Raw genomic sequence first — 14,630 nt, forward strand, 5'->3', positions numbered from 1 at the left:
GGTCAGGGAATGCTTCAATCGTAATTGCTGAAACGGCTGGGCGCTGCAGAGGCGTTGCCGCTGGGCAGAGACTGGTAGCCGGGCACGTTTTCGCGCATGCTGGCCAGCGGGTCAGCGCCCAGGGTGAGTTTGGTCAGGCCGGTGAATTCCATCTGGAACAGCAGTTTGGTGTTCGCCTGTACCAGCGAGTTCTGCAAACGTTGCAGCACCACGCGGCTGCTCCAGCAGCAACCGCTGTATTCCAAGCCAATGACGGAGTCCACCAGTTTCTTGTCGCGCATGCTGTAGTTCAGGCGGCCCACAGTGTACCAGCGGCCTTCGCCCTTGGCTTTTTTGCCCCCGGAGCCAAAGATCTCATTGACCGGCCACTGCCAGCCCAGGTCCATCTGTTCGCTGTTCTGTGCCTGGTAGCGGTAGGCCAGTGCCAGGGTCTTGTAGTCGCCGGGCTTGTAGCGCGCCTGCATGGTCGAGCGCACCGAGCGGCCGCTGTCGGGGTTGAACTGCACCGTGGTGTCAAAGCCCCACTTGGGCGTCCAGTTGATGCCGGCGCCCAGCATGATGTCCGACCAGCGCTCGTTGACCGAGCTGGCATTGGGCATGACCACCTGCTGGTCCGAGAAGCGCAGGCGCTGGGCAATGCCAAAGCGCGCCGCCTCGGCGCCGGTCTCGGCATCGAGGAAGCGCGTGGTGGCGCCCACGGTCAGCATGTTGTTGTCGGCAATGCGGTCATAGCCGCTGAACGAGTTCGAGCTGAAGATGGTCGCAAAGCTGAAGTCATACGGCGCCGTGTCGTAGACCGGGATCATGCTCTGGTCGCGGTAGGGCGTATAGGTGTAGAAGGCGCGCGGCTCCAGCGTCTGGATCAGGTTGCGGCCAAACAGGCGCGTGTTGCGCTCAAAGGTCAGCCCGCTGTCCAGGCTGACGGTGGGCACCGTGATGCTGGCGCTGCTGACGGTGGACAGGCCCGAGTTGTCAAAGTTGTAGTGCCGGGTGTTGAGCATCAGCTTGGGCGTGATGTAACCCTGCGGCGCAATAAAGGGGCGGCTCAGCTCGGCCTGGATATAGCCCCGGTCGGCATTGGGCTGGTTGAGCAGGCTGGTGTCGGCTCGGAAACGCGTGGCATCGGCCTCGATCGAGCCTTCCAGGCCCAGCGGCAGGTTCTGCGGCGTGTAGCGGTACTGCAGCTGGGGCATGCGGTCATACGGCGGCACGATTGGCGAGAGCGGATCCTGCAGGGTTTGCCACTTCTGCGCGCGCAGCAGCAGGCTGTGGTCGTCGCGCGACCAACTGGCCGAGGCTTCGCTGTTGAGCAGGCGCTCGTTGAGCTTGTAGCTGTTGCCCTGGAAGTCGCGCCAGTAGTCCGAATCGCTCACGCGCTTGGCGTTGATGTTCAGCCCCAGGCCGCCAATCGGCGTATCCAGGCTGCCGTTGTGCATCCACAGCCAGGACCAGCGGTCGCGGTCGCGCAGGCGGTCGCCCGGCATGTACAGACCGGCCAAGGTGCCGCTGTAGGTGGGCTCCAGGTAGCGGAACTCGCCGCCCAGCGCCAGGCCGCGCTTGACCATGGCCGTCGGCGTAATGGTGGCGTCGCGGTTGGGCGCAATGTTCCAGTAGTAAGGCTGGGCGTAGGTGAAGCCGCTGTCACTGTCGAGCGACATGGTGGGCGGCAGCAGGCCCGATTTGCGCTTTTCCGACAGCGGAAAGCTCATCTTGGGGATGGGGATGATCGGCACGCCCTTGAATTCGAGCACGCCGTTCTCGGCCACACCGACTTCTTCGAGGTTGTCGATGCTGATTTTTTCAGCACGGATGATCCAGTCCGGCTGCCAGCTGGCTTCGTCGTTGCGCTGGCAGGTGGTGTAGGTGCCTTCATGCACGACCGAGCGCTCGCGGTCGATGAAATCCACACGCGATGCCACGCCATAGCCGTTGTTGGGCAGCAGGCGGTAGTTGGCGTCCTTGAAGAAACCCTCGTTCGAATCGAGCTGCATCTGCAGCTCGGTGCCGTCAAACACGCTGCCTGCACGGTTGATGTGCACATTGCCATCGGCATAGGCGGTGTTGCTGGGCTCGTAAAAGCGCAGGCGGTCGGCGCGGATCATGGTGTCGGCGCGGCGCAGGCTGGCATTGCCGGTGACGGTGGTCATGTCCGCCGTCTGGCCCGTGAGCTCATCGCCTTCCAGGTAGACCGGCATCTTGCCGCGCTGGTCAGAGCCCAGGCTTTCTTGCAGGCGGGGGCTGGAGCGCAGCACCAGGCCGGCGTCATCGTTGCCAGCGGGCGCCTGGGCCAGCACCAGTGCGGGCGAGGCCCAGAGCATGGCCATGCACAGCCGGGCAATGGCGGTGGGGGAAAAGCGGAGTGGGGTGAGGGACAAGGTGCGGGGCGATGTGTGGGTCTTTGCGCGCGCATGCAGCCCTGCGGCGGCGCCAGCAGGGCGGGGCGAGGCGGGCGCCACATCGGTGAAAGCGTGAATATCCATGGGAAATAGCCACTGGCCTGTGCATCTGCGGTGCATACATGCACACGGATCTGGATCTGGGGCCCAGCCGGGCGGCAGGGCTTTGTAGAATCTGCATTATCCATGAGCCAACCAATTTCCCCCATGTCTGACCCTATTGCTGCAGCTTCTGTAGCACCCCAGCCTGACAGCGCCAAGCAATCTTTACAGGGCGTTACCCCCGTCGTGTGGGCCGATGCCGCCCGTGCCGCGCAGTTTGACCAGTGGCTGGCAGCGGTAGCGGCCCGCCATGGCCTGCGGCCCGAGAGCCTGCGCCTGGCCTCGGCCGATGCCAGCTTTCGCCGTTACCTGCGGGTGGATGACCAGCAAGGCGGCACGCGCATCATCATGGATGCGCCGCCGGACAAGGAAAACAGCGAACCCTTTGTGAAGGTGCAAGCGCTGCTGGTGCAAGCCGGCCTGAATGCGCCCCAGGTGCTGGACTGGGATGCCGCCCACGGTTTCATGCTGCTGTCCGATCTGGGCACGCAGACGGTGATCGAGAAGCTGCAGCCGCCCGATTCCCAGGCCGCCTACCAGTGGTACATGCAGGCGGTCGATATTCTGGTGGACTGGCAAAAGGCATCGCGCGAAGGCGTGCTGCCGGTCTATGACGAGGCCATTCTGCGCCGCGAGCTGCAGCTGTTCCCCGATTGGTACATCGCCCAGCACCGCCAGGTGCAGCTGAGCGACAAGCAGCAGGCCGTGCTCAAGAACGCCTTTGACGCCATCGTGGCCCAGAACCTGTCGGTGCCCCGCGTCTTTGTGCACCGCGACTTCATGATGCGCAACCTGATGGTGCCGCCCACTGCTGGCGCTCCGCTGGGCGTGCTCGATTTCCAGGATGCCCTCTACGGCCCCATCACCTATGACATCGCCAGCCTGATGCGCGATGCCTTCATCAGCTGGGAAGAGGATTTTGTGGTGGACATCACCATCCGCTACTGGGAAAAGGCGCGCAAGGCCGGTCTGCTGGGTGCCGACAGCCCCTCGGGCTTTGGCGCGGATTTTGGTGACTTCTACCGCGCAGTCGAATGGATGGGCATCCAGCGCCACCTCAAGGTCGCCGGCATCTTTGCCCGCCTGACCCTGCGCGACGGCAAGCCGCGCTACCTGGCCGATGCACCCCGCTTTCTCCACTACATCCGCGCGACGGCCTCGCGCTACCGCGAGCTGGTGCCGCTGATGCGCCTGATCCATGAGGTCGAAGGCATTGAAGAGCAAGGCGGCTGGATGATGGGCCGGGGCTAAGGCCCTGACCCGAAGCTCTAGCCCCTAACCGCCATCCACTTTGTCCGATCCCCATGCCCCGTTTTTATTGCCCCGTTGAGCTGCGCGTAGGCGCCACCCTGGATCTGCCGCCCGAGGCGGCGCGCCATGTGCAGGTGTTTCGCATGCAGCCCGGCGAACGCATCACCCTGTTCAACGGCGAGGCGGGCAGCCCGGCGGGCGAGTACGACGCCAGCATTGTGCAAATGGGCCGCAGCCATGTGACCGTGCAGATTGAGGGCCACACGGCCATCGAGCGCGAAGCGGCCCGTGCCGTGCACCTGCTGGCCGGCATTACCGCGGGCGAGCGCATGGAGTGGTTGGTGGAGAAGGCGACCGAGTTGGGCGTGGCCAGCATCACGCCGCTGGAGGCCGAGCGCTCGGTCACCCGCCTCAAGGGCGACCGCGCCACCAAGCGCCAGGAGCGCTGGCAGGCGATTGCCGCCAGCGCCTGCGAGCAATGCGGCCGCAACCAGGTGCCGCGCATCCATGCGCCCATGGACCTGGTGCAATGGATCAAGGCCGGCGGCCTGGCCGATGCGCAGCGCCTGGTGCTGTCGCTGGCCGAAGGCACGCAGCCGCTGGCCCAGGCGGTGCAGCAAGCGGGCAACCAGCCCCTTGTCTTTCTGTCCGGTCCAGAAGGCGGCCTGTCTCCCGCCGAGGAAGCGCTGGCACGCGGCAACGGCTTTGCGCCGGTCACCCTGGGCCCGCGCGTGCTGCGCGCCGAGACGGCACCGCTGGCGGCTTTGGGTTATCTGGCGGCCCTTTGAGCGCTGGCCCGGCACGGGCTATCAAGTTTCGCCGTGCATCACCTTCGTCGAGGATGACGGAGGTGCCTCTTGCCTGCGCGCTCAGATATCCATGACAAAAGCTCAGCCCCGTCTCGATGCAGTGCGGCGTCTCTCTGTTCATCCTCAGGGCGCTGCAACGCTATTTGGCTATTGGTGCAAAGCAAATCCGCATTAGGGTTTGAAACTGTGAAAGCCCATATAGTCTTCACCGTTTAAGAGAATTCATTTCGATGGCCTCGCTTCACTGCGTGAATTTACTCTCTGATTCTCGCATTGCAGAAATTTAGCTTTAATCCTGTCTGAATACCAAGGCCGTCATTGGATGATCAGCCATGTTTGTTTAGTTTGTATCTGAAGAAAAGATAAGTTTTCATCGCAATAAAATAATATAAAGCTTGAGTAGTCATATATATCGCGAGATGCTTAAGCGATGGATTTGATGCATCCCCGTTGTTTTCAATATAAAAGTATGCAGGGCTAAGGATTATAAGTATGTATATTCCAGAATGAATAAATGCAAAGCCCACTTTTAGCATGACAATCGAAATTACAAATGACATTGTGAAGTAAGCAAATAATTTTTTGCTTAACATGATCGATATCATTGAATATGAGGTTGGAACGGTTTTAACTCTGCAAAAGATAAAGCCTGCTGATTTTAATTTTTATATAATGATGAAGCTTCTATTCAGAAGATTCTTTAATAATTTGTTGAATAAAGTTATTTGTCGTATTGAATGACTGATTTTGATTGCTGATTGGAGTATTTGTCTTCTATGTCATGCATGAAGAAATCAGGAATTGCAATGTTTTGCAGCCAATCAAGGAAAGGGTTGATGTTGACTTGTAGTTAATGAGGGGTTTCATTAGTTGATGATTTTTTATCTACTTAGCTTAATATATAAGCCGCTTTCTACAATACGTGCAGGTTGATGTTCTCGGCACTTGTCTTCGTTTGCGTGTCAGTGATCTATCAATGTAGAGATTCGGTGGATGTGGATTCTCGATTTTTGCGACAGCCCTCTTCATACTCCAACCAGTTTTTTCTTTTTTCGGTTCTTATTAATATAAGTTTTTTGTTATGAATTACTGCATGAGTCACTTTTACATCGCTTATAGAAGGTTCAAAATAGCGCATTATCTTAAATGATGTAGCATATTTTTTTATTTCCTTTTCTATATCTGATTTTTCGGTATATGGAGGGAAAACACAAATATAATCGGATTCATTTAAATCGATCGTGGAATCCTGAATCAACAGAAGTAATGAAAGAAAAATAACTAGAGAGCTCTTTGCCATAATGATCACGGTATTTTTATCGCCGTATCAAGCAATCCTGTTGATTTATCGATAAACCATAGCTCTCCATTGCCCAATTTCTCGTCGCATTTCATTTCACAGTCGTTTTTATCTTTTGATAAAACGGAGCGCTCCCGACCTTTACTGTTATTGTGATAATCCATAATTTCCTCTTTTTTCGGCTGTAATTCTTTTGTACCATATACCTCGTGCGTGTCACCCACCTTTTTAGCTTGATCCACACCCATCCTTATACTCATCAAGCAAGACCAGTAGCAATGTCTGAAAGCGTCTCCGGTACCATTATGGCGTTCACTTGGAGGAAATTTTTCTCTAGTCCTTTTAAATGCTTCTGAATTATCAGCTCTTGTATTCCATGCATCTAATGGTCCGATATTCCAAACGTGAGCAAGTTCTTCTATAAGCCCTAAAGAATCAGATTTCATTAATGGACTACGAACATATCCACTTGTTTGGATCCCTCCGAGCAAACCAATCGGATCTTGATTTATGTAGTCTCCAATCTCCGACTCATAATACCGATGCCGGTTGTAATAAAGCCCCGTCACCCCATCCGCATGCTGTCCCGGCAACCGAATTGGTTGGTACAACTTCCCCGGGTTATGCTCCGCCCGCACATTCCCCCAAGCATCTAATTGCACCGCCCAGTCCAGCCGGCTGTCTTCCCGGATCAAGGCATTGGGCGTGCCCAGGTGGTCGCAGAGGTAGTGGCGGATCTCGACTTTTTCTGCAGCTTCTTTGCGTTGGTCGCTCAAGGTTTGCTCATACTCCTGCAGCTGCTCGCGCATAAAGATCTGCACATCCTTGGACATGGACTTAAAGGCGATGTTTTGGGGCAGAGTGGCGCTGAGCTCTTTGATATCTGCCAGGGCTTTGCGCAAGGCGTCTTGCACCACGCCTGGAGAGGTGTTGGCGAGCAACTGTTCGCCCAGGTCTGGTTCGGCTTTGGTGGCTCTGCGCAGCTGGATCAGCGGGGTAAACGACCCGGGCTCGTAGATGGTGTGGATGACTTCGGGTCGGGCAGCGCCTTCGCTGTCCTGCAGGTTCGCGCTGTTAAAGCGCTCGGTGTGGATCAAGCGGTCGCCGTCCCAGCCGAAGTAATCGGTTTCTTTCTCTTCGCTTGATCCGGCATTGCTCGGCGCGTTGTACTTGGCAAGACGCCGCCCAAACGCGTCGTATCGGTAGCTCTGAGTGTGGCGCTGACCTGCTTCTTCAACGACTACCTGCACCAACTGGTTGCCACTGTCATACGCCAGCTCCAGCTTGCGGCCCGTGGCCTCGTCCAGGCTTTGGGTGCGATTGCCTCGGCTGTCATATTGGTAGTGAATCTTTGCCCCTTGGCTGCTCGCGTCTTCCTGGTTCTCGTAATAGGCCACACGGTTACCGGCCCAGCGTTTGCTGGTGTGCAGGGGCTGGTGGAGAGAGGGATCTGGGTTCGCTTGGAGCGGGTTGAAGTCGCTGCGCAGCAGTTGCTCTTTGGTGATGGGGTTGGCTTGGGCGGCTGCGCGTTGCTGGGCGCGCAGGCGGTCGGTTTCGTTGAGGTGGCCGGTGATGGCGTCGGCTGCGGTGGGCTGGGTTTCTGGGCCTGCGATGGGTAGCCGGTTGCCCGCCGGGTCGAACTGCCAGCGCTGGGAGCCAGCATGCGGCGTGTGCGCGCCGGTCAGGCGTCCTGCTCCGTCGTAGGCAAAGCGGCTGATGCCGGCATGGCTGCGCATACCGACCATCTGGCCCAGGCTGTCGTAGTAGTACTGGCGGGCGGTCATGGCGCCTAGCAAGGTTGGCGGAACGCGGATCGGGGCTTGCCCACCGGGCGTGGCAAGCATGTCATCCAGCGCGCTGCCTTGCTCCAGGCCCATCCACTGCATCGTTTCCATGCGCCCGGCTGCATCCCAGCTGAGCTTGCGGTAGAGGGGTTTGGCGGTGTTCTCGCCGGGCGCTTGGCTATTGATGTCGGTGAGAACTTGGCGGTGAATCTCTCGGTGCAGCGCGTCGCGCTCAAAGTTCACCAGGCTCTCGCCTTGCCAGGTGATGTCGTGCACGTGACCTGCGCCGTAGAGCAGGTAGCCGACGTTGCCCAGGCCTTGGAGCTGGCTGCCTTGGCGGTGGCCCAGGGCGTCTAGCTGGTGGCTGATGCGGTGTTCAAACTCGATCTCGGGGGTAAAGAACCGGTCTTGCAGTTCGTCCTGGGTGGGGGTTTTGTAGAGGCGCTGGACTTCGCCGACGACCCGGCCGGCTGCATCGCGTTCGATGACGGCTTGGCTTTGCAAGATGCCTTCTTGGGCTGGACGTTGGCTTGGGCCTTCGCTGCCAGTTTCTGTTTGGTGCCACACGCTCGCCTGCAGCAACTCACCCACTTTGCCCCATTCATAGCGTTGGGTGGTGGCGGGCAGCAGGTCGGTTGCTGGTAGATGGCGGGCCGCCAATTGGCCGGTGATGATCCATTCGTAATGGCTGGTGTGCGCTGGCAGGCCTTGCTCTGCAGCCCATCCATCGCTGGATTGGACAAGCTGGCCAGCCGCGTCGTATTGGTAGCTCTGCACCCGCGCATCAAAGCCGGTCTCCTGGCTAAGCCGGTCCATCACATCCCATGCAAAGCGGGTGTGCTCGCCGTTCTCGTTGGTGAGCTGGGTCAGGCGCCCGGCCGTGTCGTAGGCAAAGCCCAGGTGCTGGCCCGCGTGGCTGCGGCTGGTGAGGCGGCCCCAGAGGTCATAGGCCATGCGAACGCTCGGTGCCGTAGTGCTGATGGGGGTTTTGCTGTCTCTGTCATCACGGCGCCCGGCTTTGACTTCCACCACCTGGCCCCGAGCGTCATAGCTGTAGTGCTCCTTGCCCCCATCGGGGTAGTGCACCGTCCGCAGCTGGTCCTCCTCGTTGTATTCGTAGGCCACCCGCTCGCCCAGCGCGTTACGCACCGCCGTGGTCTGGCCCCAGCGGCTGTATTCGTAGTGGGTGCTTTGACCGGAGCAATCGGTGTAGCTGGCAGTTTGGCCCGTGGGGGTGTAGGCAATATGTTTGTCGCGACCATTGGCATCGGTGATGCGGATGGGCTTGTCGGAATTGGCGCGGGTCGCCAGGTCTGCGGGGCCGCCGGTGATGTTGGAGTAGTGGTATTGCTCGCTACTGCCATCCGGCAAGGTCACCCGCGTCAGGCGGTTGTGGAAGTCGTACTCGTAGTGGGTGGTGCGGCCAGCGGCATCGGTGCTGCTTTGCAGCAGGTTGGTCGTGTCGTCAAAACGCTGGCTGCTGCGGGAGCCATCGGGGCCCTGGGTTGCCAGCAACTGACCCATGGGGCTGACGGCCATGTACACGCTGCGGCCAAGAGGGTCGGTGACTTCGCTGAGATGACCGTACTGGTTGTACTTGCGTTTGATGGTGCTCCCATCAGCCCGGGTGTGTTCTACGAGGCGCTGCAGCCCTGCTTCACCCTGAAAGATGTATTTATCGACCCGGCCCAAGCTGTCCGTGACGACACATGCTCTTCGAGGCTGACCATCGACCTCCGGTAGCTCTTGGTAGTCGAACTTGTAATCCAAGCCCTCTTGGTTGCGCTGCTCGATGGCTTGGCCGCCTGGCTCATACCGGTCATACGCATAGTGGTGCTCCGGCCCGCTGCGCTCCTGGTGGGCAATCATCAAGTGGTTGCGCCAGGCAAAGCGGCGCACCACTTGGCCGTGGCGGTTGGTGACAGACACTAAATCACCCTCAGTGCTGTAGCTGTAGTGCACCAAGGTGGTGGGCTTGGTCTGCAGCATGGGGGCCAAAGGGTCGCGATACAGATCGACCTTTGACAGACGCACACCACTGTCGGCTTGCCAGAAGAAGTGCTCGTCTTCCTGCCTGTCTTCATCAGTGCTCTTGTGGTGGAAGTGCTGGGCATCCTGCGCAGCAATAGCCTGCGTGTAGTGCAGCTGGTAGCCTCGGCCCACACCATCGTCGATGGTGGTGATGCGCTCCTGGCCCAACACTTTGGTCCAGTGGTAGCGCTGGGAGCGGCCCAGGCGGTCAACCTTGCCCAGCAAAATCCAGTTTGAATCGATATCCAGCTCGGTGACAGTGACCGGTTTGCCTGCGGTCTTCTGTTCATGGATCGCTTTGCGCGCCGCTTCAATCGCCTGCCAGTTGGCCGGGCCAAATACCCAGACGGTATCTCCGCTCCCATTGGCCGCCAGGATCATCAAATCCCCGCAAGCCATATCGCGCCGAACCCAAGAAAAGCGGCCCTGCCACCACAAGGGTGCCTGCTCGCTACGCGGGGGTGGGGCTTCAAAGCTATCTGCAGCACCTGCCTCGGTGAACTTGGCGGGCCCGGTCATGGCCGCCAGATCGTGCGTCAGATTGCCTGGATGCCAGCCAGAGCGCAGCAGCCAGATATCTTCGCTGGGGCTGTAGATCGACTCACCTGCTGCCAAGGCATCAAAGGTGATCGTGCGGCCCTGGCTGTCGTGCAATAGAGTGGCGCTTGCCTCCACCTTGATGCGCAAATCCGTTGGCAGCCCCCAGCCATAGCCCAACACCCCGCAATGCCCGCCATGCTGCGCGTTGACATAGCTGCTGTACTGGCGCTGCCAGACCAGGGGCATGGCGCCTGGAAATGCGAAATCCAAGTCAGAGGCGCCGGACAGAACCTTGGCCCCCAGCTGCGGATTGACGGGATTGCCGACTGCCTTGCCGCCCGGACAGACCGAGCACGCCACGCCGCCTTGGGTACCGATCAGCACCGTGCGTGAACCGGTGACGATTCGCGCATATTTGACTTTGTCGTCGATGCGAGCTGCTGGCTTTCCTGACATGCGGACTCCTATCAAAAATTGAAAAATGATAGTTCAAAACTACCATATTAACAATTTCAATAGGGTCTGGCATTGCATCAAGAAGACTCAGCATGGCATGTCTCAAACGCAAGTCTTCAAAGGGAATTTACATTTCAAATTCCCATTAAATGGGAATTGAATTCGCCATTCAATTCCGACCTAGGGTTTGCGCTAGGGTGCAATGCAGAGAGCAATTCGACAATTCTGGCATTGATCTTGCAAGATCTTCATTGTCACTAGTCCCGAGGAATGGGAATTGCGAATGGATGCTACAGAGTTTTTGGCGAACGAGCCTACGGCAGCGGATACCCCGGGTTCCGAGGTGTCGGCGGCTGATCGGGTGCTGCAGGTGCTGGCGGTTCTCGCCTGCGCCGGGCGGCCGCTGTCGGCCAACGAGCTGATGCAGGGCACTGGTTTGCCCCGCAGCAGCCTGTACCGGCAGCTCGCGCGCCTCAAGCGCTTTGGCTTTGTGGCCGACAGCGGTGCGCTGTATGCGCCCGGGCCGCTGGGCCTGCAGCTGGCGCGTGGCTTTGACGATGGCTCCCATTTGGTGCATGTGGCCCGCCCCGTGCTGGTGCAGCTGTCGCAGCAGACCCAGGAAAGCGCAGGCCTGCTGGTCGCAGCCAATGGCCAGGCCGTGTGCCTGGACATGGTGGAAAGCCCGCTGTCGCTGCGCTGCTCCTTTGACAAGGGCAGCAGCGTGCCGTTGAAGGTCGGGGCATCGGCCAAATGCGTGCTGGCCTATCTGCCCGCCGTGCAACGCGAAGCGCTGCTGAACCAGCACTACGGCGAAGGCAGCTCCGCCCGCGCCGAGGCCGCTGCCGAGCTGCAGGAGCTGCGCACGCAGGGCTACATCACCACGGTGGGCCAGGTCGATGCCGGTGTCTGGGGTTGCAGCGTGCCGGTGTTTGCCAGCGGCCGCCGCGCCGTGGCAGCGCTCAGCCTGATGGCGCCCCAGCAGCGTGTGCAGCACCAGCAAGCCCAGCTGGTGCAGGCTACGTTGGCAGCGGCGGCCCGCATCTCCCGCAGTCTGGCTGGATGACATTGAGATTTTGCTTGGTACTTGAATTGATAAAGGACTCTCCCATGAACTTCCGTCGCCTGGTCTTGAAGACCTCTTTGATCGCCCTGGCCTGTGGTGCAGGCGCTGCCTTTGCCCAGAACAATGTGCTGCGCGTGGCCACTGATGCCACCTTCCCACCCATGGAATTTGTCGAAAACGGCAAGAAGACCGGTTTTGACGTCGAGCTCGTCGAGGCCGTTGCGGCCAAGATGGGCAAGAAAGTCGAATGGGTGGATATCGACTTCAAGGGCCTGGTGCCCGGTCTGATCGCCAAGCGCTACGACATGGCCGTCTCGGCCATCTACATCACCGATGAGCGCAAGAAGGTGGTGGACTTTACCCAGCCTTACTACGCCGGCGGCCTGGTGGCCATGGTCAAGGAAGGCAGCCCCATCACCAAGCTGAGCGATCTGGATGGCAAGAAGGTCTCGGTGCAGGTGGGCACCAAGTCGGTGGGCTACCTGACCGAGCACTTCCCGAAGGTGCAGCGCGTCGAGGTGGAAAAGAACCAGGAAATGTTCAACCTGGTCGATATCGGCCGCGCCGATGCCGCTGTGACCGGCAAGCCCGCCGCCTTCCAGTACAACCGCACCCGTGGCGGCATGAAGGTGCTGGCCGAGCAGATCACCACCGAGGAATACGGCATGGCCATCCGCAAGGACACGCCCGAGCTGACCGCCGCGGTGAACAAGGCGCTGGAGCAGCTCAAGGCCGACGGTGGCTACAAGGCCATCGTGGACAAGTGGTTCCCCAGCAGCAAGTAATAGGCAAGGGTGCCGCAGCGCGCTGCCCAGGCAGTGCGCTGATCTGAGACGACAGGATTGACTATGGATTTGGATTTTTCGCCCGTCTGGGCAGGGTGGCCCGATCTGCTGCGCGGCGCAGCGGTGACGGTGGAGATCACGGCCGCAGCGCTGGTACTGGGTTGCGTGATGGGTCTGCTGATCGGCATTGGCCGGCTCAACCCGAAGAACAGGATCATCTACGGCATCTGCACGGCCTACGTGGCCGTCATCCGGGGCACGCCGCTCTTGGTGCAGCTGTTCATTCTGTTCTTCGGCCTGCCGCAGTTCGGCATCATGCTGCCGGCCTTTGCCTGCGGCGTGCTGGGCCTGGGCATCTACTCGGGCGCCTATGTGTCCGAGGTGGTGCGCGGCGCCATCCAGTCCATTGATCGCGGCCAGATGGAAGCCGCGCGCTCCATCGGCATGTCGTCCGGCCAGGCCATGGCCTCGGTGATCCTGCCCCAGGCCATCGTGCGCATGATTCCGCCGCTGGGCAACGAGTTCATTGCGCTGATCAAGAACTCGGCGCTGGTCTCGCTGCTCACCATCCACGATGTGATGCACCAGGGCCAGAAGATCATCAGCGTGTCCTACCGCTCGCTGGAAGTGTATTTGGCGATTGCCGTGATTTATTTTGTGTTGACCGGCGTGACCACCTTGGCACTGCGCCATTTTGAAAAGCGCATGCGCGCTGGAGGCATGGTGCAATGACCGCAGCTCCGTTGAATTCCGAATCCATGGTCCGCATCCGTGGGCTGCGCAAGGCCTTTGGCGAGCATGTGGTGCTCGACGGCATCGACTTCGATGTCAAGCCCCAACAAGTGGTGGTCGTCATCGGCCCCAGCGGCTCGGGCAAGAGCACCTTTCTGCGCTGCTGCAATGGCCTGGAAGTGCCGCAAGGCGGCAGTGTCGAGATCTGCGGCCGCACCCTGGTGCAGGACGGCCAGATGCTGCCCGAGAAAGCTCTGAACGCGCTGCGCGAAGAAGTGGGCATGGTGTTCCAGTCCTTCAACCTGTTCCCGCACCTGTCCGTGCTGGACAACGTGACCCTGGGCCCGCGCAAGCTCCACGGCCTGGGCCGCAAGGATGCCGATGCGCTGGCGCATGACCTGCTGAAAAAAGTGGGCCTGGGCCACAAGGCCGATGCCATGCCCGGCAGCCTGTCGGGTGGGCAAAAGCAGCGCGTGGCCATTGCCCGTGCACTGGCCATGCGGCCCAAGGTGATGCTGTTTGACGAGCCGACCTCGGCGCTCGATCCCGAGCTGGTGGGCGAGGTGCTGCAGGTGATGAAGATGCTGGCGGCCGAGGGCATGACCATGATGGTGGTGACCCATGAAATGGGCTTTGCCAAGGAAGTGGCCGATGTGGTCGTCGTCATGGATGGCGGCGGCATCATCGAAGCCGGTGACCCGCAGACCATCTTCAGCAACCCGACCAAGGAGCGCACGCGCAGCTTTTTGCAGGCCGTGTTGACCAAGCAATAAACGGGTAGCTATGAGCATGCAATTTTTCAGCAGCAGCGCGCTGCCCGCTACGCCATGGAAGAACGGCGGCGGCACCACCCAGGAGGTACTGTGCTGGCCGCCTGGCGCGAGTATCGACAGTTTTGCCTGGCGCATCAGCATTGCGCAAATTGCCAGCAGCGGGCCGTTCTCGGCCTTTGCGGGCATCGACCGCATCATCACCTTGCTCGGTGGTGATGGCGTGCATTTGCAAGCGGCCGATGGGAGTGTGGACCATCTGCTGCAGCACTGCCTGCAGCCCTTCGCCTTCTCAGGCGATGTGGCGCTGGACTGCCAGCTGCTGGGTGGCGCCTCGCAGGATCTGAATGTGATGACCCGGCGCGGCCGGGTGCAGGCGCAGGTCACCATCCACCGAGGTGGCAGCCTGGCACTGACCAGTGCCCAGGGCATGCTGCTGGCGCGGGCCGGCAGCTGGCGCTTGCCTGCGCAGCCGGCCACATTGACGGCCGGTGGCGAAGACGGCCTGTACTGGACCGCTGCGCTCAACGAGCCTCTGCAGCTGGATGCCAGCAGCGACGATGCCCTGCTGATCGCCGTCGCGCTGCAGGAGGTAGCACCCGGTGTCTGAT

Annotated in this window: 10 protein-coding genes; 7 read left to right on the plus strand and 3 right to left on the minus strand. The window is 60.0% G+C overall.

Features of this window, described 5'->3' with window-relative positions; translation table 11 throughout:
* Positions 1–14 precede the first annotated feature (14 nt).
* Positions 15–2,480 carry an LPS-assembly protein LptD gene (locus EDF71_RS19175; protein ID WP_243854363.1) on the minus strand — a complete coding sequence of 822 codons (2,466 nt, stop codon included), beginning with the start codon at positions 2,478–2,480 and terminating at the stop codon, positions 15–17.
* Between the two features lie 123 nt (positions 2,481–2,603).
* Between EDF71_RS19175 and EDF71_RS19180 the strand changes: the two genes are divergently transcribed.
* Together EDF71_RS19180 and EDF71_RS19185 are read left to right on the plus strand one after the other, a co-directional pair.
* A complete protein-coding gene (locus EDF71_RS19180) occupies positions 2,604–3,749 on the plus strand; it encodes a phosphotransferase (RefSeq protein WP_133858159.1) in 1,146 nt (381 codons plus the stop codon).
* Between the two features lie 53 nt (positions 3,750–3,802).
* On the plus strand, positions 3,803–4,537 hold the full coding sequence (locus EDF71_RS19185; RefSeq protein ID WP_133858160.1) for a 16S rRNA (uracil(1498)-N(3))-methyltransferase: 735 nt from the start codon (positions 3,803–3,805) through the stop codon (positions 4,535–4,537).
* A 994-nt stretch (positions 4,538–5,531) separates the two neighbouring features.
* Here the strand turns inward: EDF71_RS19185 and EDF71_RS19190 are convergent.
* Together EDF71_RS19190 and EDF71_RS19195 are read right to left on the minus strand one after the other, a co-directional pair.
* On the minus strand, positions 5,532–5,858 hold the full coding sequence (locus EDF71_RS19190; protein WP_133858161.1) for a hypothetical protein: 327 nt from the start codon (positions 5,856–5,858) through the stop codon (positions 5,532–5,534).
* Between the two features lie 5 nt (positions 5,859–5,863).
* The gene (locus EDF71_RS19195; protein WP_133858162.1) at positions 5,864–10,669 is read right to left on the minus strand and encodes a DUF6531 domain-containing protein; all 4,806 of its coding nucleotides are present in this window, start codon (positions 10,667–10,669) and stop codon (positions 5,864–5,866) included.
* A 283-nt stretch (positions 10,670–10,952) separates the two neighbouring features.
* On the opposite strand from EDF71_RS19195, the gene EDF71_RS19200 reads away from it, so the two are divergent.
* The 5 genes from EDF71_RS19200 to EDF71_RS19220 all read left to right on the plus strand — a co-directional run bounded on the left by EDF71_RS19200 (position 10,953) and on the right by EDF71_RS19220 (position 14,629).
* On the plus strand, positions 10,953–11,732 hold the full coding sequence (locus EDF71_RS19200; protein ID WP_133858163.1) for an IclR family transcriptional regulator: 780 nt from the start codon (positions 10,953–10,955) through the stop codon (positions 11,730–11,732).
* A gap of 44 nt (positions 11,733–11,776) precedes the next feature.
* Entirely contained in the window at positions 11,777–12,517 is a 741-nt protein-coding gene (locus EDF71_RS19205; protein ID WP_133858164.1) for a transporter substrate-binding domain-containing protein, read from the plus strand.
* Positions 12,518–12,580: 63 nt separating this feature from the next.
* Entirely contained in the window at positions 12,581–13,249 is a 669-nt protein-coding gene (locus EDF71_RS19210; protein WP_133858165.1) for an amino acid ABC transporter permease, read from the plus strand.
* Positions 13,246–14,022 (plus strand): amino acid ABC transporter ATP-binding protein, encoded by a 777-nt coding sequence (locus EDF71_RS19215; RefSeq protein ID WP_133858166.1) that lies wholly within the window; start codon positions 13,246–13,248, stop codon positions 14,020–14,022. The genes EDF71_RS19210 and EDF71_RS19215 overlap by 4 nt, the downstream gene beginning before the upstream one ends.
* 10 nt (positions 14,023–14,032) lie before the next feature.
* Entirely contained in the window at positions 14,033–14,629 is a 597-nt protein-coding gene (locus tag EDF71_RS19220) for a HutD family protein (protein ID WP_243854364.1), read from the plus strand.
* Position 14,630 lies beyond the last annotated feature (1 nt).

The sequence above is a fragment of the Comamonas sp. JUb58 genome, from assembly GCF_004364775.1.
Classification (GTDB): domain Bacteria; phylum Pseudomonadota; class Gammaproteobacteria; order Burkholderiales; family Burkholderiaceae_C; genus Comamonas.

Excerpts from the sequence above, each read along its gene's own strand:
- EDF71_RS19200 (WP_133858163.1), top strand. The coding sequence starts at position 10,953 with ATGGATGCTACAGAGTTTTTGGCGAACGAGCCTACGGCAGCGGATACC.
- EDF71_RS19210 (WP_133858165.1), top strand. The coding sequence starts at position 12,581 with ATGGATTTGGATTTTTCGCCCGTCTGGGCAGGGTGGCCCGATCTGCTG.
- EDF71_RS19185 (WP_133858160.1), top strand. The coding sequence starts at position 3,803 with ATGCCCCGTTTTTATTGCCCCGTTGAGCTGCGCGTAGGCGCCACCCTG.
- EDF71_RS19195 (WP_133858162.1), bottom strand. The coding sequence starts at position 10,669 with ATGTCAGGAAAGCCAGCAGCTCGCATCGACGACAAAGTCAAATATGCG.
- EDF71_RS19205 (WP_133858164.1), top strand. The coding sequence starts at position 11,777 with ATGAACTTCCGTCGCCTGGTCTTGAAGACCTCTTTGATCGCCCTGGCC.
- EDF71_RS19215 (WP_133858166.1), top strand. The coding sequence starts at position 13,246 with ATGACCGCAGCTCCGTTGAATTCCGAATCCATGGTCCGCATCCGTGGG.
- EDF71_RS19220 (WP_243854364.1), top strand. The coding sequence starts at position 14,033 with ATGAGCATGCAATTTTTCAGCAGCAGCGCGCTGCCCGCTACGCCATGG.
- EDF71_RS19190 (WP_133858161.1), bottom strand. The coding sequence starts at position 5,858 with ATGGCAAAGAGCTCTCTAGTTATTTTTCTTTCATTACTTCTGTTGATT.
- EDF71_RS19180 (WP_133858159.1), top strand. The coding sequence starts at position 2,604 with ATGTCTGACCCTATTGCTGCAGCTTCTGTAGCACCCCAGCCTGACAGC.
- EDF71_RS19175 (WP_243854363.1), bottom strand. The coding sequence starts at position 2,480 with ATGGATATTCACGCTTTCACCGATGTGGCGCCCGCCTCGCCCCGCCCT.